The sequence below is a fragment of the Micromonospora sp. DH13 genome (genome assembly GCF_020873825.1).
Classification (GTDB): domain Bacteria; phylum Actinomycetota; class Actinomycetes; order Mycobacteriales; family Micromonosporaceae; genus Micromonospora; species Micromonospora haikouensis.
Genome location: NZ_JAHWGR010000004.1, coordinates 45,254 through 68,165, shown reverse-complemented (window position 1 = coordinate 68,165; position 22,912 = coordinate 45,254). Strand labels below are relative to the sequence as shown.

The 22,912-nt window shown below is 72.7% G+C and carries 19 protein-coding genes; 12 read left to right on the top strand and 7 right to left on the bottom strand.

The features are described from left to right. Positions 1 to 18 precede the first annotated feature (18 nt). The 6 genes from LPA42_RS05080 to LPA42_RS05055 all read left to right on the top strand — a co-directional run bounded on the left by LPA42_RS05080 (position 19) and on the right by LPA42_RS05055 (position 8,817). Entirely contained in the window at positions 19 to 2,955 is a 2,937-nt protein-coding gene (locus tag LPA42_RS05080; protein ID WP_228986362.1) for a family 43 glycosylhydrolase, read from the top strand. A gap of 101 nt (positions 2,956 to 3,056) precedes the next feature. Continuing rightward, positions 3,057 to 5,447: a family 43 glycosylhydrolase gene (locus LPA42_RS05075; RefSeq protein ID WP_228986361.1), complete on the top strand. Its 2,391-nt coding sequence runs from the start codon at positions 3,057 to 3,059 to the stop codon at positions 5,445 to 5,447. 40 nt (positions 5,448 to 5,487) lie between these two features. Further along, complete coding sequence (locus LPA42_RS05070; protein WP_077935879.1) at positions 5,488 to 6,114, top strand: hypothetical protein; 627 nt, start codon at positions 5,488 to 5,490, stop codon at positions 6,112 to 6,114. A gap of 60 nt (positions 6,115 to 6,174) precedes the next feature. After that, positions 6,175 to 7,218 (top strand): hypothetical protein, encoded by a 1,044-nt coding sequence (locus LPA42_RS05065; protein WP_077935878.1) that lies wholly within the window; start codon positions 6,175 to 6,177, stop codon positions 7,216 to 7,218. A gap of 187 nt (positions 7,219 to 7,405) precedes the next feature. Beyond that, positions 7,406 to 7,600: a hypothetical protein gene (locus LPA42_RS05060; protein ID WP_077935877.1), complete on the top strand. Its 195-nt coding sequence runs from the start codon at positions 7,406 to 7,408 to the stop codon at positions 7,598 to 7,600. Positions 7,601 to 7,689: 89 nt separating this feature from the next. Continuing rightward, positions 7,690 to 8,817: a glycosyl hydrolase 53 family protein gene (locus tag LPA42_RS05055; RefSeq protein WP_043963826.1), complete on the top strand. Its 1,128-nt coding sequence runs from the start codon at positions 7,690 to 7,692 to the stop codon at positions 8,815 to 8,817. A gap of 69 nt (positions 8,818 to 8,886) precedes the next feature. Here the strand turns inward: LPA42_RS05055 and LPA42_RS05050 are convergent, their stop codons facing one another. Together LPA42_RS05050 and LPA42_RS05045 are read right to left on the bottom strand one after the other, a co-directional pair. Then, positions 8,887 to 10,257, bottom strand: coding sequence for a permease prefix domain 1-containing protein (locus LPA42_RS05050; RefSeq protein ID WP_077935876.1), 1,371 nt, complete (start codon positions 10,255 to 10,257; stop codon positions 8,887 to 8,889). Further along, positions 10,254 to 10,628 (bottom strand): PadR family transcriptional regulator, encoded by a 375-nt coding sequence (locus LPA42_RS05045; RefSeq protein ID WP_077935875.1) that lies wholly within the window; start codon positions 10,626 to 10,628, stop codon positions 10,254 to 10,256. The genes LPA42_RS05050 and LPA42_RS05045 overlap by 4 nt, the downstream gene beginning before the upstream one ends. Before the next feature lie 173 nt (positions 10,629 to 10,801). Here LPA42_RS05045 and LPA42_RS05040 point away from each other — a divergent pair, with 173 nt between their 5' ends. Next, the gene (locus tag LPA42_RS05040; RefSeq protein WP_077935874.1) at positions 10,802 to 12,382 is read left to right on the top strand and encodes a bifunctional NAD(P)/FAD-dependent oxidoreductase/class I SAM-dependent methyltransferase; all 1,581 of its coding nucleotides are present in this window, start codon (positions 10,802 to 10,804) and stop codon (positions 12,380 to 12,382) included. 72 nt (positions 12,383 to 12,454) lie between these two features. On the opposite strand, the gene LPA42_RS05035 is transcribed toward LPA42_RS05040, so the two are convergent. Beyond that, the gene (locus LPA42_RS05035) at positions 12,455 to 14,098 is read right to left on the bottom strand and encodes a cellulose binding domain-containing protein (RefSeq protein ID WP_228986360.1); all 1,644 of its coding nucleotides are present in this window, start codon (positions 14,096 to 14,098) and stop codon (positions 12,455 to 12,457) included. Positions 14,099 to 14,309: 211 nt separating this feature from the next. Here LPA42_RS05035 and LPA42_RS05030 point away from each other — a divergent pair, with 211 nt between their 5' ends. The 3 genes from LPA42_RS05030 (at position 14,310) to LPA42_RS05020 (ending at position 16,546) form a co-directional block, all read left to right on the top strand. Next, positions 14,310 to 14,861, top strand: a complete 552-nt coding sequence (locus LPA42_RS05030; protein ID WP_077935866.1) for an RNA polymerase sigma factor — start codon at positions 14,310 to 14,312, stop codon at positions 14,859 to 14,861. Continuing rightward, complete coding sequence (locus LPA42_RS05025) at positions 14,858 to 15,652, top strand: zf-HC2 domain-containing protein (protein WP_096761563.1); 795 nt, start codon at positions 14,858 to 14,860, stop codon at positions 15,650 to 15,652. The genes LPA42_RS05030 and LPA42_RS05025 overlap by 4 nt, the downstream gene beginning before the upstream one ends. Positions 15,653 to 15,742: 90 nt before the next feature. Next, positions 15,743 to 16,546: an ABC transporter ATP-binding protein gene (locus tag LPA42_RS05020; protein WP_077935865.1), complete on the top strand. Its 804-nt coding sequence runs from the start codon at positions 15,743 to 15,745 to the stop codon at positions 16,544 to 16,546. A 535-nt stretch (positions 16,547 to 17,081) separates the two neighbouring features. On the opposite strand, the gene LPA42_RS05015 is transcribed toward LPA42_RS05020, so the two are convergent. Both LPA42_RS05015 and LPA42_RS05010 read right to left on the bottom strand, forming a co-directional pair. Beyond that, a complete protein-coding gene (locus LPA42_RS05015; RefSeq protein WP_077935864.1) occupies positions 17,082 to 17,324 on the bottom strand; it encodes a hypothetical protein in 243 nt (80 codons plus the stop codon). 6 nt (positions 17,325 to 17,330) lie between these two features. After that, positions 17,331 to 17,471, bottom strand: coding sequence for a hypothetical protein (locus tag LPA42_RS05010; protein ID WP_158229366.1), 141 nt, complete (start codon positions 17,469 to 17,471; stop codon positions 17,331 to 17,333). Between the two features lie 33 nt (positions 17,472 to 17,504). Between LPA42_RS05010 and LPA42_RS05005 the strand changes: the two genes are divergently transcribed. After that, entirely contained in the window at positions 17,505 to 17,918 is a 414-nt protein-coding gene (locus LPA42_RS05005) for a hypothetical protein (protein ID WP_077935863.1), read from the top strand. Further along, positions 17,915 to 18,529, top strand: coding sequence for a hypothetical protein (locus LPA42_RS05000; RefSeq protein ID WP_077935862.1), 615 nt, complete (start codon positions 17,915 to 17,917; stop codon positions 18,527 to 18,529). The genes LPA42_RS05005 and LPA42_RS05000 overlap by 4 nt, the downstream gene beginning before the upstream one ends. A 92-nt stretch (positions 18,530 to 18,621) precedes the next feature. On the opposite strand, the gene LPA42_RS04995 is transcribed toward LPA42_RS05000, so the two are convergent. Then, entirely contained in the window at positions 18,622 to 21,660 is a 3,039-nt protein-coding gene (locus LPA42_RS04995; RefSeq protein WP_228986359.1) for an Ig-like domain-containing protein, read from the bottom strand. Positions 21,661 to 22,106: 446 nt separating this feature from the next. Continuing rightward, positions 22,107 to 22,892: an FkbM family methyltransferase gene (locus LPA42_RS04990; RefSeq protein ID WP_043961628.1), complete on the bottom strand. Its 786-nt coding sequence runs from the start codon at positions 22,890 to 22,892 to the stop codon at positions 22,107 to 22,109. Positions 22,893 to 22,912: the final 20 nt, after the last annotated feature.

Below are 22,912 nucleotides of genomic sequence, written 5' to 3'. Positions count from 1 at the left end.
TTGGCGGCAGGAGTTCGCATGAAAGTAACCGTGGGTCGTGGTGCCTCCGGAGGGCTACGACGGGTCTCACTGGCAGCCGTGGGGGCGCTCCTCCTGTGCGCCGGTGTCGTGACGATCGGCACAGCGGCGCAGGCGGCCGACGAGTGGTCCCCGGAGTCGTCGCACACGTCGACCGACCGGGGCGACGGCACGTACACCGTGCCGCTGCTGCGCTCCGACGTGCCGGACATCAGCGTCGAGCGGGTCCCGGCCGCCGAGAACGACGAGGGCCGCGACATCTACTACATGATCAGCACGACGATGCACCTGAGCCCGGGTGCACCGATCATGAAGTCGTACGACCTCGTCAACTGGGAGACGGTCAACTACGTCTTCGACCGGGCCAGCATCGGCGACTCGTTCTCCCTGCGCAACGGCCAGAACTCGTACGGGCAGGGGCAGTGGGCGTCGTCGCTGCGCTACCACGACGGCATGTACTACGTCGCGTTCAACACCAACAACCTCAACGGCGCGTACATCTACCGCACCGACGACATCGAGAACGGCGCGTGGCAGCGCACCGCCCTCGGCCGTGGCCTGCACGACCCGTCGCTCTTCTTCGACGTGGACGGCACGCCGTACATCTTCTACGGCTCGGGCGGCACCAGCGCCGTACGCCTCAACGCCGGCCTGACCGCGATCGAGCAGGACTACCCGAACATCTTCACGGCGGCCGACTACGCCGGCCAACCGTTCATCGGCGGCCTGTTCGAGGGCGCGCAGTTCTACCACATCGACGGCTGGTACTACGCCGTCATCATCACCTGGCCCTCCGGCCAGGGGCGTCAGGTCGTCATGTTCCGCTCGAAGGACCTGCTCGGGAGGTACACCTCGGCCGGCGGGGTCAACACCTACGAGGCGCGCGGCGTGCTCAACTCCAACGGCTTCGCCCAGGGCAGCCTCGTGCCGGTCGCGCGCGCCGGCGGCGGGACGGACTGGCACGGGATGTTCTTCCGCGACACGTTCCCGATCGGCCGCATCCCCGCCCTCATCCCCGCCACCTGGTCCGGCGGGTGGCCGACGTTCGGCAACAACGGGGTCGTGCCGGTCGACGGCGCGTTCACCAAGCCGATCCGGCTGAGCCCGGCCGAGGAGGCCCTCGAACGGCAGAAGAGCATCGTCGCCTCGGACGACTTCGCCAACGACGCGCCGCACAAGGCGTACCAGGACGAGGAGTGGACGATCCCGACGCCGCCCGACCTCGACGAGTCGCTCCTCGGCGTCGAGCTGCTCGGCAACGCCGGCTTCGAGTCCGGCAGCGTCTCGCCGTGGGCCGCGCAGTTCGGGGCGACTCTCGCCCTGGAGCCGGCCGACGCCGCCTCGGGCGCGGCGGCGCTGCGGGTCGGCAACCGCACGCTCAACGGCTCCGGCCCCCACCAGAATCTCGCCGGCAAGCTCCAGCACGGTGTGACCTACACGGTGTCGGCGAAGATCAAGTACACCTCGGGCCCGGCCAGCGTCCGGTTCAACCTGGCCGCCGACTGGGGCTCCGGCGTGCAGGTCATGACCTTCGGCACCGTCCCCGTCGGCCAGTGGACGACGGTCACCGGCCAGTACACGTTCCCGGCGACGGCGAACCTCGCCAACGTCAAGTTCGCGGTGGAGACGCCGTGGGGCAACCCGCAGCCGGCGTCGTCCACGGTGGAATACCTGATCGACGACGTCTCGGTCGTCGGGCAGCCCGTCACCACCGAACACCCGACCGAGGCGGAGATCGCCCCGAACGGCTCGCGGCTGGACCTGGCCTGGGAGTGGAACCACGCTCCGGACAACCGGTACTGGTCGCTCACCGACCGGGAGGGCTGGCTGCGCCTGACCACCGGCAAGGTGGTCACCGGCCAGTACGTCTACACGAAGCTGTCGAACCGGGCCGAACTCGCCTGGTTCGAGGAGGCGCGCAACACCCTGTCGCAGCGCACCTTCGGCCCGCGCCAGTCGGCCGAGACCCGGATGGACATCTCCGGCATGCGCAACGGCGACGTCGCCGGCCTGGCCGCCTACAACCGGGGCTTCTCGTACGTCGCGGTCAAGCGCGTCGACGGCCAGAACACCCTCGGCGTGGTCAACCGGGGGCAGCCGTTCGCGGTCGATCTCGACCAGGCCGCGCTGGAGAGCTTCCTGCCGGGTACGACGGTGCCGCTGGGCGACGCGACCGTGGTGCACGTGAAGGCCGATCTCGACTTCGCCGCGCCGGTCGGGCAGCTCTGGACCACCTTCTACTACAGCCTCGACGGGCTCACCTGGACGCAGCTCGGCAACCGGGTCGGCCCGCAGACGCTCGACGGCAGCCTCGCGCACTTCATGGGCCACCGGGTCGGCCTGTTCAACTACGCCACGCAGGCCACGGGCGGGCGGGTCGACTTCGACCACTACCTGCTCAGCGACACGCTGACCGCGCAGGGCCTGCCGCTGGACACCGGCGCGCTCGACGCGGCCATCGCGCACGCCGAGACGCTCGACAGCCGGCACTACCCGGCGGACGCCTGGGCGGCGATGCGGGCCGCGCTCGCCACCGCCAAGGCGGCCCGGGCCGGCCGGTTCGGCACCCAGAACCAGATCGACGCGCCGCAGCGGTCGCTCAGCTTCCAGTTGGCGCGGCTCGGCGTGCTCCGCGCCGAGCCCGAGCTGCCGGTGACGGCGAGCGCGCAGACGCGCTGCGTCGGCGGCCGCGCCTACGTCGCCGTACAGGCCACCAACGGCCACACCGCACCCGTCGACATCACCCTCGAAACCGCCTACGGCACCCGCACCGTCACCGCCGTCGCACCCGGCGCCAACGCCTACCAGTCCTTCACCACCCGCGCCACCTCCATCCCCGCCGGCACCGCCACCATCCGCGCCACCGGCACCGTCGACGGCACCACCGTCACCACCGTCGTCACCGCCAACCACCCCGCCCTCAGCTGCGGCGCATAGCCGACCGGCCCGAGAGGGGCCGGCGACCCACCACCAGTGCACGTCCCAACGAAGGAGCACACCGAGTGAGACAACGCTTGCGAGGGGCTACCCGGCGACGGGTGACCGCGATCGCGGCGGTCGGCGCCATGCTGGCCGCGGGGCTGGTCGCCACGTCGGCGCCGGCCCAGGCCGCCGAGGAGAACCTCATCGTGAACGGGGGGTTCGAGGCCGGCGTCGCCAACTGGTTCGTGAACAACGGCAACTCGACCGACGGCGCGACGCTGTCGGCGACGTCGGACGCCTACGCCGGGTCGGGCGCGGCGCTCGTCACCGGCCGGGCGACGACCGGTTCCGGGCCGATGCAGGATCTCAGCGGCAAGGTGCAGGCCGGGCAGACCTACGCCCTGACGGCCCGGATCAAGTACGAGAACGAGGCCGGGCCGGCGACGAAGCAGTTCTTCGCCACCATGCACTACGGCGGGTCCACCTACACCAACCTGGTGAGCGTGGTCGCGACGAAGGGGCAGTGGGCGCAGTTCAACGGGACGTTCACCATTCCGGCGTCCCAGAGCGTGTCGACGGCCCGGATCTTCTTCGAGACGCCGTGGACGAGCACGCCGTCCACCGACCCGGCCCTGCACCTCATGGACTTCACGCTCGACGACGTGTCGGTGATCGGCGCGCCGCCGCCCCCGCCGCCGTCGAGGACCATCGAGGTCGTCGGCAAGCTGCCCGGCGAGCACAACCCGTTGATCGGGCACAAGTTCGGCGCCGACGGCTTCGGCTTCGTGCACAACGGCCGGGTCTACCTGTACATGACCAACGACACCCAGGGCTACGCGCCCGACCCGGTCACGGGCATCTCGCCGAGCATCAACTACGGCAACATCAACCAGATCACGCTGATCTCGTCCGAGGACCTCGTGAACTGGACGGACCACGGCGAGATCCAGGTCGCGGGCCCGAACGGCGTCGCGCCGTTCACCGGCAACTCGTGGGCGCCGGGCATGGCCAAGAAGACGGTGAACGGGAAGGAGAAGTTCTTCCTCTACTACGCCAACGGCGGCGGTTCGAGCAACGTGATCACGGGTGACTCGCCGCTCGGCCCGTGGACCAGCGAGCGGACGAGCACGCTGATCAACGGCAGCACCCCCGGTGCCGAGGACGTCGCGTGGAAGTTCGACCCGGCCCCGCTGGTGGACGACGACGGCCAGGGCTACCTCTACTTCGGTGGCGGCCCCGCGTCGACGAGCATGCCGGCCGCCGAGCGCTTCAACAACCCGAAGAACATCCGGGCGATCAGGCTCGGCGACGACATGGTCTCCACCCAGGGTTCGGCCGTGGTGGTCGACACCCCGGTCTCGTTCGAGGCGGCCCAGGTCTTCAAGCGCCAGGGCAAGTACTACCTGTCGTACTCGTCGCACTTCGGGGGCGCGGACTTCGGCGGCAACCAGACCCCGCTGCCCGGCTACCCCGGCGGCGGCCAGATCGGCTACCTGATCTCCGACGACCCGATGTCCTGGCCGAAGGAGACCTACGCGGGCGTGCTGTTCCCGAACCAGTCGCAGTTCTTCGGCGCCGGCACGGGCGGCAACAACCACCAGTCGGTGTTCGAGTTCGGGGGCAGGTACTACTTCACCTACCACGCCCCGACGCTCAACAAGCGCATCAACGGCAACACCACGCAGGGCTACCGCAGCCCGCACATCCAGGAGCTGACGTTCAACCCGGACGGCACGATCCAGCAGGTCGTGGGCACCTACGCGGGCGTGGACCAGGTCCGCGACTTCGACCCGTACCGGTTGTTCGAGGCGGAGACCTTCGGCTGGAGCAAGGGCATCGCGACCGCGAAGGTCGACGGCGGCTCCGCCCAGTTCGGCACCTCCGCGCCGAACCTGGTGGTGCGTGACATCGACAACGGCGACTGGACGGCGCTGTCGTCCGTCGACTTCGGCACGGCCGGCGCGGCGAGCGTGACGGCGAAGGTGCGGGCGCTGGCCGCCGGCGGCCGGGTGCAGGTGCGCCTGGACGACGTGGCGGGCCCCGTGGTCGGCACGGTCGAGGTCGACACGCCCGCCGGCGAGTGGGCCGAGGTGACCGCCGCGCTCCAGGGCGTCAGCGGCGTGCACGACGTCTACTTCACCTACTCGGGCCCCGCCGGGGCGGACCTCTTCGAGCTCGACTCCTGGAAGTTCGCGGCCGCGACCGGTCAGCCGGAGCTGCCGGTGACGGCGAGCGCGCAGACGCGCTGCGTCGGCGGCCGCGCCTACGTCGCCGTACAGGCCACCAACGGCCACACCGCACCCGTCGACATCACCCTCGAAACCGCCTACGGCACCCGCACCGTCACCGCCGTCGCACCCGGCACCAACGCCTACCAGTCCTTCACCACCCGCGCCACCTCCATCCCCGCCGGCACCGCCACCATCCGCGCCACCGGCACCGTCGACGGCACCACCGTCACCACCGTCGTCACCGCCAACCACCCCGCCCTCAGCTGCGGCGGATGACCACCAACCCCCATCAAACACGGACGTCAACGGAGATCGCATGAACACATGGAAGCGTAAGCGGCTGTACGCGGCGGGTGCCGCGGCCGCCATCCTGGCCGGGACGGCGGCGCTGCCGGCACCGGCCCTGGCCGAGGACGGCGCCGACGTCCGGGTGACGGTCGACATCGAGGAGATCCGGGAGCCGGGCGTGCTCGCCCTGTCGGTCGCGGGCGACTCGGTCGCGCTGTCCGAGGACGGCTCGACCCTGCTGGTGCGCCAGTTCGTCGGCACCCTGCCGACGGTGACGGTCACCGACACCCGCACCGCCGACGAGGTGCCGGCCGGCGCGGCCTGGGCCGTGGTCGGCAGCGCGAGCGACTTCGTCGGCAGCTCCGGGCAGGCCCCGATCAGCGCCGGTCACCTCGGCTGGAAGCCGCGGCTCATCGACGGCGGCACCACCGGCTCGGTCACCGAGGGCGAGGAGGTCGTGACCGTCCTGGACGAGCCGACCCAGCCCGGCAACAATGTCGGCCTGGCCGACCAGGAGCTGCTGATGTCGACGTACGACTCGGGGGCGGTCGCCGGTGACTCGTACTCGGTCAACGCCGACCTGTACCTGCGCACCCCGGCGGACGTCGCCGCGGGCGCGTACACCTCGACGTTGACCCTGTCCCTGTTCGAATGATCACGCGCGGGGGCGGGGCCGGCAGCGGTCCCGCCCCCGCACCCCGCCGGAGGACGCCCGATGATCCGTTCCGTGCCGCAGGCGCTGCCGAGGCTGCTCGCCGTGCTGGCGGCGGTGCTCGTCGCCGTGCCGGTCGCGCCCACCGGTGCCGGCGCGGAACCCGCCGCGCCGAAGCTGACCTGGGCGGTGCAGCCGGCCGACCCGGACGGCCCGGACGGCCGGCGGTGGATCGAGCGCACCCTCGACCCCGGCCAGGTGGTGACGGAACACCTGGCCGTGCGCAACTTCAGCGCCGCCAGGGCGGTGTTCCGCCTCCAGGCCGCCGACGGCTATCTCACCGACAAGGGCCGTTTCAACATGCTGCCCTCGACCGAGACGTCGAAGGACGGCGGCACCTGGATCTCGGTGCGCGACACGGTCACCGTCGGCGCGAACGAGACGAAGGTGGTGCCCTTCACGATCACCGTGCCCGCCGACGCCGCGCCGGGCGACCATCCGGCGGGCATCGCGGCGTCGGTCACCAGCACCGGCGGCACGGTCGCCGTCGAGAGCCGGGTCGGCTTCCGAGTCATGCTGCGCGCCAGCGGCACGGCCACGGCGGCCCTGGCCGTCGACGACGTGACCGCCACGTACGCCCGGTCCTGGAACCCGTTCGCGCCGGGCACCCTCCGCCTGCGGTACGCGGTGGCCAACGGCGGCAACGTCTGGGCCTCCGGCCGGGGCCGGGTGACCGTCTCGGAGGCGTTCGGCCTCGCCAGGCGGGACACCACCGTCGAGGTGGAGGAGCTGCTGCCCGGCGGCAGCCGCGTGGCCCGGGCCAACGTCGGCGGCGTCTGGGGGCTGGGCCCGCTGCGGACGACCGTGACGGTGACCCCGGCGGCGCTCGGCGACGGGACCGTCGCCGACGTCCGGCAGGCCACGGCCACCGTGACGGTCTGGGCGGTGCCGTGGCCGCAGCTCGGCCTGCTGGTCGTTCTCGTCGCGGTCGCCCTGCTGCTGCGGGCCGTCCGTCGGCGGCGGCAGCGGCGGCTCGACCTGCTGCTCGACCGGGCCCGGCAGGAGGGCCGGGCGTCCGCGACCACGGTGGGAGCTTCGACGGACTGAGGCCGGCGACGTCCGGCCGGCGTGGACGGGCGCGTCGCCGGGTATGGTGCGGGGTGACGGTGTCGGCAGGAGGTTCCTCCGCCGTCGGGCATCGTGATCGGGCGCCGGTGTGAGCGCCGACTGGGACCATGCGGCAACACCACCCGCAGCCGCCCAGGTTCTTCCTCTCCAGAAACGGGACTCCCGCATGACTTTTCACGACGACGATCGATCGGCCCTGTTCCTCGTCACGCCGACCGCCGACGACCTCGACGACCGGGGCGTGACCTTCGACGGCAGCGAGGAGGCGATGCGGCGGCTGCGCCACCCGTTCGCGGTGGGCCCGGTCGACCAGGCTGCCGCCTCGACGGAGGCGGGCGACCGCCCGGGGCGGAACGCCTGACGGGCCCGCCACCTGTGGTATATATGGACATCGATTGATGTCCGGCGGTGCCGCGCCCCGGCCCCGCGCCCGCCACCGAGGAGGTCGGGATGACTCGGCACCGCTCCCGCCCGCACGCCTGGATCGCCGCGTTCCTCGCGCTGGTCGCCCTGCCGGCCGCCCTGCTCGTGCCGCCCGCGCCGGCCTCCGCCGCGAACACGCTCACCATGCTGGGCGCGGACGTCTCCAGCGTGCAGCGCAGCCTGGACCTCGGCGCGCGATATTACGACGCCGCCGGCACGGCGCGGGACCCGCTCGACATCCTCAAGGGCCTCGGCGTCAACTACGTCCGGCTCCGGGTCTGGAACAACCCCGCCAGCGGCTGGAACAACAAGGCCCGGGTGCTGGCGTACGCGCGGACGGTCAAGGCCAAGGGCCTCAAGCTGATGATCGACTTCCACTACTCGGACACCTGGGCCGACCCGGGCAAGCAGTACAAGCCCGCCGCCTGGGCCAGCCACGGCATCGGCCAGTTGCAGACGGACGTCTACAACTACACCTACGACGTCTGCTCCAGCCTCAAGGCGCAGGGCACCACGCCGGACAGCGTGCAGATCGGCAACGAGATCAACGTCGGCATGCTGTGGAACGACGGCAAGGTCGTCAACAACGACTTCACCAACCTCAGCCTGCTGCTCAAGGCCGGCTACCAGGCGACGAAGCAGTGCAACGGCGGCACTCAGGTGATCATCCACACCGCCAACGCGGACAGCATGGCCAACGCGCGCTGGTTCTACGACGGCATCCGGGCCAAGGGCGTCCAGTGGGACCTGACCGCCCTGTCCTACTACTGCATGTGGCACGGCAGCCTGGCCAACCTCTACAACGTCATCACCGACGTGCGGTCCCGCTACGGCCGGCCCGTCGTGCTCACCGAGACGGCGTACCCGTTCACCGCCGCGAACGCCGACGGCGAGCCGAACTCGATCAACGGTGGCGAGCCCTGCGCCGGCCACCCCGCGAGCTGGAGCGGGCAGGCCACCGAGTTCGCCTGGGTGCAGAACACCGCCCGCGACGCCGGTGCCGTCGGCGTCTTCTACTGGGAGCCGACCTGGTACGCCGTCCCCGGCAACGGGTGGGACCCGGCGAACATCAACGGCACCGGCAACCAGTGGGACAACATGGCCATCTTCAACTGGACCGGCCAGGTGAACCCCAACATCCGCTGGACGCCGTAGCCGGCCCGGCCACCGCGCGAACGGCGACCGGACCGGCTCAGGGGCTCAGGGGCTCAGGGGCTCAGGGGCTCAGGCGAAGTCGAACACGAGGGGGAAGGCCAGGACGACGACCCAGGCCCAGCCGGCGTACACGGCGAGGTAGCGGGTCTGCCAGCGTTCCAGGCGGGCGAAGGGCGCGCGGCCCCGGACGAAGCCGAGGAACAGCCACGCCGACCAGGCCAGGTTGGTCAGCAGGACGATGTTCTCCCCCAGCGCCGCCGTCTTGTTGGGGCTGAAGCCCCACTCGCCGATCCGGCTGGTGATCGCCACCAGCACCAGGACGTCGATGACCAGGGCGCTGACGACGAGCGCCAACTGGAGGCGGTCGAACAGCCCGGGCCGGGCGGCGGGGTCGCGGGCGGAGATGGCGTACAGCAGCAGGCCCAGCACGACGACGAGCAGCAGGTCGAACAGGATGAGCACGTCGCGCTTGACGTCGATGCCGCTGTTGGTCCAGACGACGGCGACCAGGAACGCCAGCAGGGTCGCCGCGAACAGCGGCGTGAAGACGCGGGTCAGCACCGGGGCCATGTTCTCGATGACGCTCTGCTTCGCCTCGACCAGCCACGCCGACACGACGACGGCCGCCATCGCGCCGCACGGCAGCAGCCACGAGCTGATGAACTGTTCGGCGTCGATGCCGATGGCCCGGAAGGTGCCGGCGGTGAAGGCCGTGAGCACGCCGCCGCCCAGGGCGAGGAGGCTGAAGTAGATCACCCACTCGCCGGTGAACCGGATGAAGTCCATCCGGCGCCGCTCGGAGCGCCAGTCGCCGCCCACGTAGGCGACGCCGACGACCAGCCACAACGCCAGCGGCAGATGGATCGCCGTGAGCCCGAAGGACTGCGAGTCCCCGGCGAGCGGGTACGCGTTCGCGGCGACCCCGCCGAGGGCGAACAGCGCCACGAGCGCCCCGACGACGCGGACGCCGACCCGGCGCTGCCAGGCGAAGTACGCGGCCAGCGCCGGCAGCGCGAACAGGCTCAGGTTGCGGGCGTAGAAGTCGGTGTCCTCGTCGGCCAGGTCGAACCCGAACCAGCTCGGCACCTTGATGGCGAGGGCCGCGAGGGCCGCGCAGAGCACCATGACGGGCAGCTCGCGGCGGGTGCGGGCGGCGGCGGGCGCGTCCGGCTCCCCCGGCAGGACGAGCTGTTTCCATAGCCGCTCGGAGTGCTCGCGGGCGAACTCCCGCGACAGCTCGTCGAGGCTGCCCATGCGCTTGACGGCGATGAGGAACGCCTCGTCGGTGCGCAGGCCCGCCTCGGTCAGCTCGGTGATCCGGCTGCGCAGGTGGTCCTCCAGCTCCTCGGTGTCGGCGTGGTGCAGCTCCCGGCGGCGGCGCGTGTAGGTCCGCCACTGGGCGATCTGGCCTTCCAGGTCGCTGTCGCTGTCGAGGGTCATCGTCCCGCCTCCCAGGCCGGTGCCACGATCGGGTTGATGGCCCGGGTCGTGTTCCAGACGCCGCGCAGGGCGTCGACGACCGCGGCCCACTGGCGGTGCTGCTCGACCAGCTCGGCCCGGCCCTGGTCGGTGATGCGGTAGTACTTGCGGCGGCGTCCCCCGGGCGGGGTCTGCCAGTACGACTCGACGTGCCCGACCCGCTCCAGGCGGTGCAGCAGCGGGTAGAGCAGCCCCTCGGTCCACTCCAGCCGCCCGCCCGAGAGCTCGTTGACCTGTTTGAGGATCGCGTAGCCGTAGCTCTCGCCCTCGGCGAGGATCCCCAGCACGAGCGGCGTCGCCGAGGCGGCGACGAGGTCCTTGGTGATGTGCATCCGACCACCTATCCCTAGAACTGCAATGCATAGTAGTTCTAGGTAACGCGCCCCGCAATCCCCTCCGGCGGGGCCATCCGGCCGGCCGGTCTTTTGCCGTTCCGGCAACTTCTCTTGTCGGATCGGCGGGCCGCGCGGCACGGTGGGCGCACGACGAGCGAAGGAGGCGCGCGGTGGACGAGGCGTACGACGTGGTGGTGGTCGGCGGGGGCGCGGCCGGGCTGAGCGGGGCCCTGGCCCTCGCCCGGGCGCGGCGGTCGGTGCTGGTGGTGGACGCCGGGCAGCCGCGCAACGCCCCGGCCGGGCACGTGCACAACTACCTGGGCCGAGAGGGCACCCCGCCGGCCGAGCTGGTGGCGGCCGGCCGCGACGAGGTGACCCGCTACGGCGGCGAGATCGTCGCCGGCCGGGTCGAGGCGGCAGCCCGGGAGGCCACCGGCTTCGTGGTCACGCTGGACGGCGGGCGGGAGGTGCGGGCGCGGCGGCTGCTGGTGGCGACCGGGCTCGTCGACGAGCTGCCCGACCTGCCGGGGCTGGCCGAGCGGTGGGGGCGCGACGTGCTGCACTGCCCGTACTGCCACGGGTGGGAGGTCCGGGACCGGCGCATCGGCGTCCTCGCCACCGGCCCGACGGCCGTGCACCAGGCGGAGCTGTGGCGGCAGTGGAGCCCGCACGTGCTGCTCCTGCTGCACGACGCGACGCTCGCCGCCGAGGACGTCGAGCGGCTCGCCGCGCGGGAGATCACCGTCGTGGCGGACCGGGTCGCGGCCGTCGAGGTCACCGACGACACCCTGACCGGGGTACGCCTGGCCTCCGGCGAGGTCGTCGCGCTCGACGCGGTGGTCGTCGCGCCCCGGTTCACCGCCCGCGCCGAGGTGCTGGAGTCGCTGGGGTGCAAGCCGGTCGACGTCGAGTTCGGCGGGCAGGTGATCGGCAGCCAGGTGCCCGCCGACCCGACCGGAGCCACCGCCGTGCCCGGCGTGTGGGTCGCGGGCAACGTGGCCGACGTACGCGCCCAGGTCGTCGCCTCCGCCGCGGCGGGCCTGGCCGCCGGCGCGGCGGTCAACGCCGACCTCGTCGCCGAGGAGGGTCGCGCCGCCGTGGACGCGTACCGGGAGCGGACGCGGACGATGTTCGAGGAGGCCGCCTGGGAGGAGCGCTACCGCGCCCGGCCGGCGGTGTGGAGCGGCCGGCCCAACCCCCAGCTCGTCGCGGAGGCGACCGGGCTGCCGGCGGGCCGGGCGCTCGACGTCGGCTGCGGGGAGGGCGCCGACGCCGGCTGGCTCGCCGGGCGGGGCTGGCGGGTCACGGCGGTCGACATCTCCGCCACCGCCCTGGAGCGGGCCGCCGCCCACGCCGCGGCGGCGGGTCCCGAGGTCGCCGACCGCATCGAGTGGCTGCACGCCGACCTGCGCGTCACGCCGCCGGCCGAGGGCGCGTACGACCTGGTGTCGGCGCAGTTCATGCACCTGCCGGGCGCGGCGCGGCGGGAACTGTTCGCGCGGCTCGCCGCGGCGGTCGCGCCGGGCGGGACGCTGCTGATCGTCGGGCACCACCCGCGCGACCTGCGCACCACCGCCCACCGGATGCACTTCCCGGACGCGATGTACACCGCCGAGGAGGTCGCGTCCGCCCTCGACCCCGCCGCCTGGCAGGTGCTGGCCACCGAGACCCGGGCCCGGGCCACGGTCGACCCGGAGGGCCGCGAGGTCACCATCCACGACGCCGTGCTGGTCGCCCGCCGCCGGGCGTGACCGGCCCCGCCCGGTGCGCCGCACGCGCGCACCGGGCGGGGCCCGGCGTCAGGCTCGGGCCGTCACGCTCCCTCAGGCGCGGGAGCAGGGGCTGCCGTTGAGCGTGAAGGCCGCCGGTGCGGCCGAGTTGCCGGTGTGGTTGGCCTGGAAGCCGATGGACACCGAGCCGCCGGGCGGGATCGCCGCGTTGTAGCTGACGTTGGTGGCGGTCACCTGCCCGCTGGTCGGGGCGTAGGTGGCGTTCCAGCCGCCGGTGATGCTCTGCCCGGCCGGCAGGGTGAACGCCAGGGACCACCCGTTGATCGCCGAGCTGCCCGTGTTGGTGATCGTGATGTCCTCGGTCAGGCCCGTGCTCCACGCGTTGACGGTCGCGCCGACCCGGCACCCGCCGGCCGGCGGGCCCGTCGTGGGCGACGGGGAGGGCGAGGGCGGGGTGGGCGGCGGGGTCGTGGGGGGCGGCGGGGTGCTGCCCGGGCCGCTGACCCGGTAGACGACCGTGCCGTGGCTCGGGACGCTGGCCGAGATCGTCCCGGTGGTGGTGCTGGTGCCGTTGGTCCACGCGTCGCGCAGGGTGAGGGTGCCGGGGCTCATGCCGATCGCGGGGGCCGTGATCGAGACCGTCGTGGTCGCGCTGCCCTGGTTGAACAGCGCCACCGCCACGTCACCGTTGGCCAGCTTCTTCGCCAGCACCCGGCGGGTGCCGTCGTTGGACACCTGCACCCCCTGGAGGCCGAGGGGGTCCTGGTTGATGGCGATCAGGTTCTGGTTCTTGAGGATCGTCTGCGTCGCCGCGTTCATCGACCGGATGTCGTTGCCCGCGATGAGCGGCGACGCCATGATCGCCCACATCGCGAAGTGGCTACGCATCTCCGTGTCGGTCATCCCGCCCCGGCCGACCTCCATCATGTCCGGGTCGTTGAACGCCCCCGGCCGGGCGTACGACGCCAGCGGCACGGTCACGTTGATGATGTTCTGGATCCCCATCGGGTAGCCGTTGGTCTGCCCGGTGTTCCACGCGTTGGTGATGTCCTCCGTGGTCCGCCACATGTTGGCCACGTCGCCCCAGTTGCGCTGGGGGCCCGTCTTCTCGTGGATGCTGTTCGGGTTGATGCTGAACACGATCGGCCGGCCCGTCGCCGCCAGCGCGTCGCGCATCTTGGCGAACGTCGCCACCTGGTCGTTGATCGTGCCCTGCGGGGAGCACCAGTCGTACTTGAGGAAGTCGACCCCCCACGCGGCGAACTGCCGCGCGTCCTGGACCTCGTGCCCGCGGCTGCCGGTCGCCCCCGGGTACCCGCCGAAGTACTGCGCGCAGGTCTTGTCCACCGGCACCTGGTAGATGCCGAACTTGAGACCCTTGCCGTGGATGTAGTCGCCCAGGGCCTTCATCCCGCTGGGGAACCGGGTCGGATCCCCCTGGAGGTTGCCGGCGGAGTCCCGGTTGGGGTTGAACCAGCAGTCGTCCACCACCACGTACTCGTAGCCCACGTCGCGCATCCCGCTGCTGACGATCGCGTCCGCCATCTGCCGGATCAACGTCTCGTTGATGTTGCAGCCGAACGTGTTCCAGCTGTTCCAACCCATCGGCGGGGTGCGGGCGACCCCGTTCTCCAGCGCCTGGCCAGCCGGCGCGTACAGACCCACGGCGGCGCCGACCAGCAGGAACCCGGCCGCCAGGGCGGTCACCCACCGGCGGCGGGAAGCGGTACGTCTCATCGTTGTCTCCTCTTCGGCGGCGGAGCCGACCGCCGCCGACGCTGGACCGGGGCGACTCTCGCCAGAAAACTATAGGCGTCGATGTTATCGGTAACAACAGCCACCGCCGGCCCCGTCGGCCGAGACCGCCCCGGCAACACCCCCCGCCAAGTGTGACGTGGATCACCACCGATGGGAAACCGGGGTGGGCCCGGGGATCGTCTTGCCTGTTGTGAGACAGAGCCTGGAGACCCTCGACGAGGGTGCGCTGCTGCGCCGCGTCGCCCGGGGCGACCGGCGGGCCTTCGACGAGCTGTACCGCCGTACGTCGCCCTGGTTGACCGCCCGGCTGCGGCGGCGCTGCGCCGACGACGACGTGGTCGCCGAGGTGCTCCAGGACACCTACCTGGCGGTGTGGCGGTCGGCCGGCAGCCAGGCCCAGCACGCGGGCGGCGGCAGCGCCGTCGGCTGGCTGTGGACGATCGCCGCCCACCGGCTGGTCGACGCGTTCCGCGCCCGCGCCCGCGCCGAGCGGGTCCCGGCGGTGCGGACCTTCGCCACCGTCGCCCCCGCCGCCGAGGAGGAGGCGCTGGCCGGCGGGATGGACGCCGACCTGGAGCAGGCGCTGCTGGCGCTGCCGCCCAACCTGCGCCGGGTCCTGCGCGCGATGGTGCTCGACGGGCTGACCACGCGGGAGACCTCGGTGCTGCTCGGCATGCCGGAGGGAACCGTGAAGACGTACGCGCGGCGGGCCCGCATCGCGCTACGGGAGGCGCTGTCATGACCGACCACCCCACCCCCACCCTCATCTCCCGGTACGCCACCGGCGACGACGGCGTCGACGACGTCACCGTCTGGGCCGTCGAGGCGCACCTGGAGTCCTGCGCCGGGTGCCGGGCGCTGCTGGCCGACGCGGCCGACCCGGCCGCCCGGCAACTGCTGGACCGGGTGGCCGTCGGGATCGCCGCCGGCCTCGACGCCGGGCCCGGGCCGGTGCGTCGCCGCCGGCTACGGCGCACCGGTGTCGCCGCGCGGCTCCTGCCCTGGCTGGCCACGACCACCGCGCTGGTGGTCGTCGCGGTCCTGCTGGAGATGGTGTCGGGCCGAATGCCGTCGCCGGTGCTGCTGGTCGCGCCGTTGGTGCCGCTGCTGCTGGTGGCCGCCGCGTGGAGCCGACGCACCGATCCGGCCTGGGAACTGATCGCCACCGTGCCCCGCGCGGGGCTGCCGCTGCTGCTGCGCCGGACCCTGGCGATCCTGACGGCGGTCGTCCCGGTGCTGGCCATGGCGGGCTGGTGGACCGGGCACTCGCCGGCGCTGTGGCTGCTGCCGTGCCTGGCCTTCACCGCCGGCGCCCTGGCGCTGGGCGGGCTGGTCGGGGTGGACCGGGCGGCGCTCGGGTTGGCGATCGCCTGGTCCGTCGGCGTGATCACGCCGAGCCTGGTCGGCCAGGAACTGCCGGTCGTCCTCCAGACCCGTAGCTGGCCCGGCTGGGCGCTGGCCACCGTCGCGCTGAGCGCGGTGGTGCTCCTGCGGGCCACCGACCACAGCCGGCTGCGCGCCGACCGGAGCTGACCGGTCGTCACCGGCGACCCCGGTCGTCCGGCCGGTACATCCCCTTCTCCGTCGGCGGGCACCGCCGACGACACGACGAACGGAGAGATCATGATGCGTGCCGTCAGCGCGGCGGAGACCGCACCGACCACGTACGCGTGGACCGTGCACGCCGAGAACCTGGCTGTCCGCGCCGGCCGACGCCTCGCGGTCAACGGGCTCGACCTGGCGCTGGGCACCGGTGTGCACGGGCTGCTCGGCCCGAACGGCGCCGGCAAGACCACCCTGATGCGGGCGCTCGCCACCGTGGTGAAGCCCGCCGGTGGGCGGCTCGACCTGCTGGGCGAGAACGTCAGCGGCCGCGCCGACCTGCGTCGGGTCCGCCGCAGGCTGGGCTACCTGCCGCAGCACTTCGGCTTCTACCCGCGCTTCACCGTCCGGGAGTTCGTCGAGTACATGGCCTGGCTCAAGGAGATGCCGAAGGCCGACATCCCCGGCGCGGTCCAGCGGGCCGTCGACCGGGTGGGCCTGACCGACCGGGCCGACGCCCGGATGAAGACGCTCTCCGGCGGCATGGTGCGCCGCGCCGGGATCGCCCAGGCGATCGTCAACGACCCGGAGCTGCTGCTGCTCGACGAGCCGACCGTCGGCCTCGACCCCGAGCAGCGGCTCGACTTCCGCGAGTTGCTCCGCGACATCGGGTCGGACAGCTGCGTGCTGGTCTCCACCCACCTGGTCGAGGACGTCGCCGTGGCCTGCACCGACGTGGTGCTGGTGCACGAGGGCCGGCTGGTGTGGCAGGGCACCACGGGGCAGCTCGCCGCGCAGGGCGGCACCGGCGACGCCGGGGACAGCGCCGCCGAGCGCGGCTACTCGGCGCTGCTGCGCGCCCACCGGGAGCGGGTGGCGGCATGACCGGGCGGATCATGCGGATCGAGGTACGCCGCTCGGCGGTCCCCGGCATCGCCCTGCTGCTGGTGATCGTCGGCGCCGCGCTCATGCTGACCGTCACCGGGGGGTACGCGGGGCGGTGGACGCAGTTGGCGGTGTACGCCCGGTCCACGCTGATGCTGCTGATGCCACTGGCACTGGCCGGCGGCGCATGGCTGGGCCGCCGCGACCGACGGCACCGGGTCGACGAGCTGTTCGGCACCACCGTCCGGCCCCGGTGGCAGCGCAGCGTCCCGCTCGCCGCCGGATACGCGCTCGCGCTGGTCACCGTGTACCTGCTGACGTTCCTCCTCGGGATCCCCTGGGTGGCGCCGACCGCCGGGTACTTCGCCGTCGCGACGATCCCGATCACCGCGGTCGGCGCGCTCGCGCTGGTCGCCGCCGGCTGGCTGGGCATGGCCGCCGGGCGGGCGGTGCCCCGGGTGGCCACCGCCCCGATCCTCGCGGTGGTCGCGTTCGCCGTGCTGACCTTCGTGCCCGACTACGTCTCGATGTCGGGCTACGACGAGAACTTCACGAAGGTCCGGCCCGACCCGGCGGTGCTGCTGCTGGCCCCTGCCATCAGCTCGTTGAACGACTTCAAGACGATCCCGTCGTCGGTCAGCCTGCTCCAGGCGCTGTGGCTGGCGGCCCTCGCCGCGACCGGGCTGCTGCTGCTCGGCGCGGTCGGCCGCCGCGCCGTCGCACTGGCCGTGCTTCCGGCCGTGGTCGGTGCCGCCGTGGCGGTGCCGTTGCTGCCCACCGGCGGCTACTCCGGGTCGGCCGTGCTCGATCCGGCCGCCGTCGAGCTGGTCTGCGACGACGACGGCCCCCAGGTCTGTGTGACCCGGGCGCACGCCGCGCTGCTGCCCAGGGTCGTCGGCCCGGCCCGGGAGACGCTGGCCCTCATCGACGCGAAGCTGCCCGGCACCGCCCCACCCGCGTGGAGGAGAGCACGCAGCTGCTCGACAACACGGTCCGGTCGGACGCGAACCATGTCCGCGACGACGGAACCCTGGTCTTCGACGCCCTATCGGTCGGCTGGACCGGCTTCTCCGACGTCTCGCCCGACGAACTGCGGGCAGCGCTGCTCGACGCCGCCTGGTGGCGGGAGTGCGGGACCGACCACACGACCTACCTGGCCCGTGCGGTCGCCGTCGCCTGGCTCACCGGCGGGCAGCCGGCCCTCGGTCAGGGATCGACCCCCGAGGAGCGGGAGAAGGTGGGCGCCGCCCTCCGGGAGCTGCGGAACCTGCCCTCCGACGAGCAGCGCAAGCGGGTGCAGGCGGCCCGCACCGCCGCGCTCGGCTGCGAGATCGACCGGTTCCACTCGCTGCTGTTCCTGGCGCAACCGTGAGGTGGCTCCGCCTGTACCTGCGGGCCCGGCGGGTTCCCCTGGCGCTGGCCGGCACGGTCTGCGCGGTCGGGTCGCTCTGGGCGAGCTGGCCGTACTTCTCCGACGGGCAGACCGTCAACGCCCGGGTGGTCAGCGTCGCCGCGCTGATCGCGGCGGTCGCCGTCGGCACCACGCTCGGCGGCGCCGACGACGCCCTCGACCACACGGCGTCGGTCAACTGGCCCGCCCGCCGCGCCGGGCACGTCCTGCTGGCCGCCGCCGCGATCGTCGCGCTGCTCCTGGCCAGCACGCTCACCGACGTGCGGTTCGAACCACTCGGCGTGGTGGCGCGCAACACGGCCGGCCTGCTCGGGCTCACCGCGCTCGGCGCCGCGCTGCTGGGTGCCGCGCTGTCCTGGATCGCCCCGCTGACCTGGACCCTCGTCGCGATGCTGCCGTGGCTGGGGCCGAGCGACCAGGTGCGGCTGCAGGTCGGTGCCTGGCTGGTCCAGCCGGCCGGCACCACCGCCGCGACGGTCTGCGCGACGGTCCTCGCGGTGGTCGGGCTCGTCGCGTACGCCCTGCGGGGCTGCCCCCGCCGCCCGGCCGCCGAGACGGCCCCCGACCGGTGACGTGGCCCGCATCGGGCCGGCGGCCGGATACGGGCCGGGCCGCGTCGGGGCGGAAGTAGCCCCGCCGCGGCCCGGGTTGGGCTGCCGTCAGCTCAGCTGACGGTCACCGAGATGGTGGTGGGCGGCTGCTGGAGCTGCCCGTAGTTGTCGACCGCCCGCACCGAGATCGTGTACGCGCCCGCCGGCACCACCGGCGACGTGTACGCGAAGTTCGACCCCGGCGAACCCGGGCTGGTGAGGAACGTGGCGATCCACGGGGCGGAGCCGCCGCCGAACGCGCCGGAGGAGTTCATCCCCTGGCCCGCGCCGTTGACGATCTGCACCTCCACCTTCGACATGCCGACGTCGTCCACCGCGCGCCCGGTCACCACGATCCGCGAGTCGCCGAAGACCGCGCCGTTGGTCGGGCTGAGGCTCGGCTCCAGGCGCGGGTCGAGGTCGCCCGGGTAGACGAGGTACTTGGCGGTGGCCCCGGAGGTCGAGCTGTCCTGCTGGCCCGACGTGTCGACGGCCCACGCCTCGACGCTGTACTCGCCCTTGGTCGGCAGGTCGATCGACAGGGTGAAGGTGGTGCTCGTCGCGCCGGGCGAGGCGAGCGTGGCGTTCACCGTGGCGAAGCTCGCCGCCATCGTGCCGTTGGGCTGCACGTACCGGCCGGTGTCCAGGTCGCGCAGCGCCACCCGGACGCCCTGCACGCCCTTGTCGTCGGTCGCGGTGCCGGCCAGGTTGAGGTGCAACTGCTCCACGTTCTGGTCGGTGCCGGTGAAGTTCAGCTTCCCGTTCGGGAAGGCGTCGCCCGGCACCTGGGCGGTGACGGCCAGCTTGCCCAGGTTGGCGTTCGTCGTGACCAGGCCCAGGTTGTCGGTGGCGCGTACCCGGAAGTCGTAGATGCCCGGGGTGAGCGCCGCGGTGGTGAACGACCAGTTGTACGACGCGGCGTTGAGGTTCGTCGGCGACACCCGGTGGTACGCCGCGACCGCGTCGGGGCCCCACGTGCCGTCGGCGGCCAGCGACTCGCGGGTGGTGGTGTTGCGCAGGTAGACCTCGACCGACTTCAGGGTGCCGTCGTCGCTGGCCGTGCCGGAGAAGGTGAGCGGGCTGCCGGGGGCCACGGTGACCGGGCCGGCGGCGGTGGGCGGGGTCATCGCGGCGGGCGCGGTGATGGCCACCGTCGGCGCCACGCCGTCCTCCGCGATGATCCAGTCCCGGTTCTCGCCGCGCAGGTCGCTCTGGCCGGCGGTGTCGATGGCGGTGGCGGTCATCCGCCACTCACCCTCGGTCGGCAGGGTCACCTCGACCTGCCAGGTCGTCGACACCGCGCCGATCACGTCCGGCTCGGTGCGGAACGTGTTGTAGACCGGCGCGACGGTGCCGTCGTCCTGGAGGTAGCGGTTGTCCGGGGTGCGGAACGAGTAGGTCAGCGCGTTGACGCCCTTGTCGTCGGTGGCGGTGCCGGTGGCCACGAAGGTCTTCGTGGCGAGCAGGCCGGCGGCCGGCGCGCTGAACTTCGTCGTCGGGGGCAGGTCGTCGAAGCTGAACGTCTCGATCTTCTTGACGGCCTTCGTCGCGTCGGTCTCGCTGCTGGTGCGGCCGAACGTCTTCGCCTGGATCTGGTATTCGCCGACGGGCAGCGAGACGGCCAGCGACCACATGGTCGAGGTGGCGTTCGGGCTGGCCAGGGTCGACACGATGACGGCGGACGAGCCCCACGTCTTCAGGTCCGGCTGGAGGTACTTCTTGGAGCCGCGGTTCTGGATCTCGAGCTGCACCTTCTTGACGCCGGACGGCGCGGTCGCCTGGCCCTCGATCGTGAACGAGCCGTTGGCGGGCTTCACCCGGCCCTCGATGGGCGTGTCGATCGTCGTCTCCACCGCCGAGGGCGCCGGCACCCGGCCCAGGTCGAAGAAGCCGACCCGACCCACCGTGAGGCCGCCCTTGGTGTTGCCGTCGCCGCCGACGAAGAGGCCGCGCGGGGTGGCCAGCATCGCCTTCTCGCCCTCGTAGGAGCTGGAACCCGGGTTCCACTCCAGGGCGGTGCCCGTCGCCGGGTCGAGCGCGCCGAGGTGGTCACGGCGGACCACCTGGTCGCCGAGGCCGTAGCCGCTGAGGCCCTGGCCCGTGCCGTACCCGACGTTGTCCAGGCCCGGCCACGGGACGTTGGCGGTCGGCGACTCCTGCCAGCTGAAGTGGCCGCCGACGTAGACGGCCGCCTCGGTGACGGCGACCGAGTAGATGCTGTCGAAGTGCCGGGAGATCCAGATCGGCTCGACGTGGTCGCCGCCGGCCATCGGGAACGCCATCGCGGTGTCGTTGATCGGCGGGCGGTCGCCGCCCGAGCCGCTGGTGACGACGAAGTACGAGTCGTCCGGCGAGATGTCGCCGCCGAAGGCCCGCTGGATGCCGCCGACGAAGGAGAGGTTGTCCTCCCACAGGCGGGTGCGCCACGGCAGGAGCGCCTTGGTGGCGGTGTCGATCAGGCCGACGCCGTAGCGGTCCTGGCCGGCGATCTGCCGGCCGGTGTGGACGACCATCAGCTTCGCGCCGTCGTGGGTCAGCTTGAGCTGCTGCACGGTGAGCATGCCGCCGACGCCGATGCCACCGGACAGCTGCAGGTCGAAGCCGGCGTCCACCGCCCCCGTGGTCGGGTTGAGCGCCGCCAGGCCGGTGCGGTTCGTGCTGTTGATCTTGGTGAACTGGCCGCCGACGTACACCGCGTTGTTGGTCACGGCCAGGGCGGTCCCGCGGCCGTTGCCCTGCGCGGTGAAGCCGGCGACCGGGGCACCGGTCACCGGGTCGAGCCGGGCGACCTTGCGCTTGGTGAGTCCGCCGACGGTGTTGAACGTGCCGGCCACGTAGAGCGCCGAGCCGTCCGGCGACGCCTCGACGGACTCGACGGCCCCGTCGAACGTCGGCCGGAAGCCGGTGTCGACCTTGCCCGTGTCGATGTTGTACGACGCCAGCCACCGCTGCGCGAGCGCGGTCTGCCCGACGTTGGCGATCCCGGTGAACGAGCCGGCGATGAACACCCGGTTCCCGATCACCTCGATGTCGGTGACCTCACCGTCGGTGATCCTCGGGACATCGTTGCGCGGTGCGCTGGGCACCAGGCCGGTGTGCCCCGGCCTTTCCACGACGAGCGCCTTGGCGGCAGGACCCGCCTGCCAGGCAGACACCGCCGCGATGACCGGTTGACCGATCAACACGACAGTCCCGGCCACCAGACCCGCGATCACGCGGCTCCGAACACGCATCGAGACAAACCCCCTGTTAGCGCCCGCATCGCGCCACCGGGTCGGCCCCGGCAGCGTCCACCCGCCGGCATGCCGAGGACACCGTAAGAGGCGAAACCGCCTCACCATCTCGTGCCTCGCCGGAATCAGGCCGATCGCCATCAGACATGATCCCGGCGACGGAACGCACCACCATCGGAGCGAATCTCACTCCACCGAACGGATCGGGCTCGGCGGCTGCGCCGGGGCCGGCCTCCGGCCCCGGGCAACGGATCGCGGCCCGACACCCGCGCCGGGACCAGCCTCAGGCCCCGCGCAACGGCCCGCCGGCTGCGCCGGGACCAGCCTCAGGCCCCGCGCAGGCGGGCGTAGACGTCGCCGGACCGGCCCGCCGGGCGGAACCGCTCCAGCAGCCGCACCAGCCCGGCCGCGTCGAGCCACTCGTCAGCGGCGTAGCGCATCGTCTCCACCGGCGAATAGTTGTAGCGGTACCCGCCGGCCGGGCCGCCCAGCCGGTCCACGATGTCGAGCGCGGCGAGGGCCGCGTCATGGGCCGGGGGGAGGTACTCGAAGGACAGCGCGGGCAGGGGCCGGCTGAGCCCCGACAGCACGTCCACCTCGAAGCCCTCGACGTCGATCTTGCAGAACGCGGGCACGCCGTGCGCGGCGACGAGGTCGTCGAGGGTCACCACGTCGACCTCGACGGACCGGTCCCAGCGGACCCCGGAGAAGCTGCTGTCCGCCGTGACCGACTCGATCCACTCGGTAGACATCGTCGAGACCGTCGGAGTGGCGGTGGACAGGGCGAGCCGCGCCCGGCCGGCGTCCGCGCCGACGGCCTCGGGCACGATGGTCACGTTCGGGTCCCGGCCGAAGAACAGGCGCAGGGCCCGCAGACAGTCGGGTTGCGGCTCCACCGCCACCACCCGCGCGCCCAACCGCCGCCAGGTGCGTACCCGGCCGCCGACGTGGGCGCCGATGTCGAAGCCGACGTCCCCGGGCTTGAGGAACTCCCGGTAGAGCTCCAGCGCCCGGCGGTGCTTGTGGGGTTGGCCGTGGTAGATGGCCAGGGAACGGGTGAGTCCCCAGGCCCGGCGCAACGTCCGCTGTCCGGGCCGCGGGTCGCTGGTCATGGTGGTCCTCCCGTCGCCCC

What these genes read in the sequence shown, in the direction of transcription:
- LPA42_RS05060 (WP_077935877.1), top strand. Translation starts at nt 7,406, where the DNA reads ATGACTTTTCACGACGACGATCGATCGGCCCTGTTCCTCGTCACGCCG.
- LPA42_RS05070 (WP_077935879.1), top strand. Translation starts at nt 5,488, where the DNA reads ATGAACACATGGAAGCGTAAGCGGCTGTACGCGGCGGGTGCCGCGGCC.
- LPA42_RS05020 (WP_077935865.1), top strand. Translation starts at nt 15,743, where the DNA reads ATGATGCGTGCCGTCAGCGCGGCGGAGACCGCACCGACCACGTACGCG.
- LPA42_RS05055 (WP_043963826.1), top strand. Translation starts at nt 7,690, where the DNA reads ATGACTCGGCACCGCTCCCGCCCGCACGCCTGGATCGCCGCGTTCCTC.
- LPA42_RS05025 (WP_096761563.1), top strand. Translation starts at nt 14,858, where the DNA reads ATGACCGACCACCCCACCCCCACCCTCATCTCCCGGTACGCCACCGGC.
- LPA42_RS05080 (WP_228986362.1), top strand. Translation starts at nt 19, where the DNA reads ATGAAAGTAACCGTGGGTCGTGGTGCCTCCGGAGGGCTACGACGGGTC.
- LPA42_RS05045 (WP_077935875.1), bottom strand. Translation starts at nt 10,628, where the DNA reads ATGCACATCACCAAGGACCTCGTCGCCGCCTCGGCGACGCCGCTCGTG.
- LPA42_RS05010 (WP_158229366.1), bottom strand. Translation starts at nt 17,471, where the DNA reads ATGAGGGCCAGCGTCTCCCGGGCCGGGCCGACGACCCTGGGCAGCAGC.
- LPA42_RS05065 (WP_077935878.1), top strand. Translation starts at nt 6,175, where the DNA reads ATGATCCGTTCCGTGCCGCAGGCGCTGCCGAGGCTGCTCGCCGTGCTG.
- LPA42_RS05050 (WP_077935876.1), bottom strand. Translation starts at nt 10,257, where the DNA reads ATGACCCTCGACAGCGACAGCGACCTGGAAGGCCAGATCGCCCAGTGG.
- LPA42_RS05035 (WP_228986360.1), bottom strand. Translation starts at nt 14,098, where the DNA reads ATGAGACGTACCGCTTCCCGCCGCCGGTGGGTGACCGCCCTGGCGGCC.
- LPA42_RS04990 (WP_043961628.1), bottom strand. Translation starts at nt 22,892, where the DNA reads ATGACCAGCGACCCGCGGCCCGGACAGCGGACGTTGCGCCGGGCCTGG.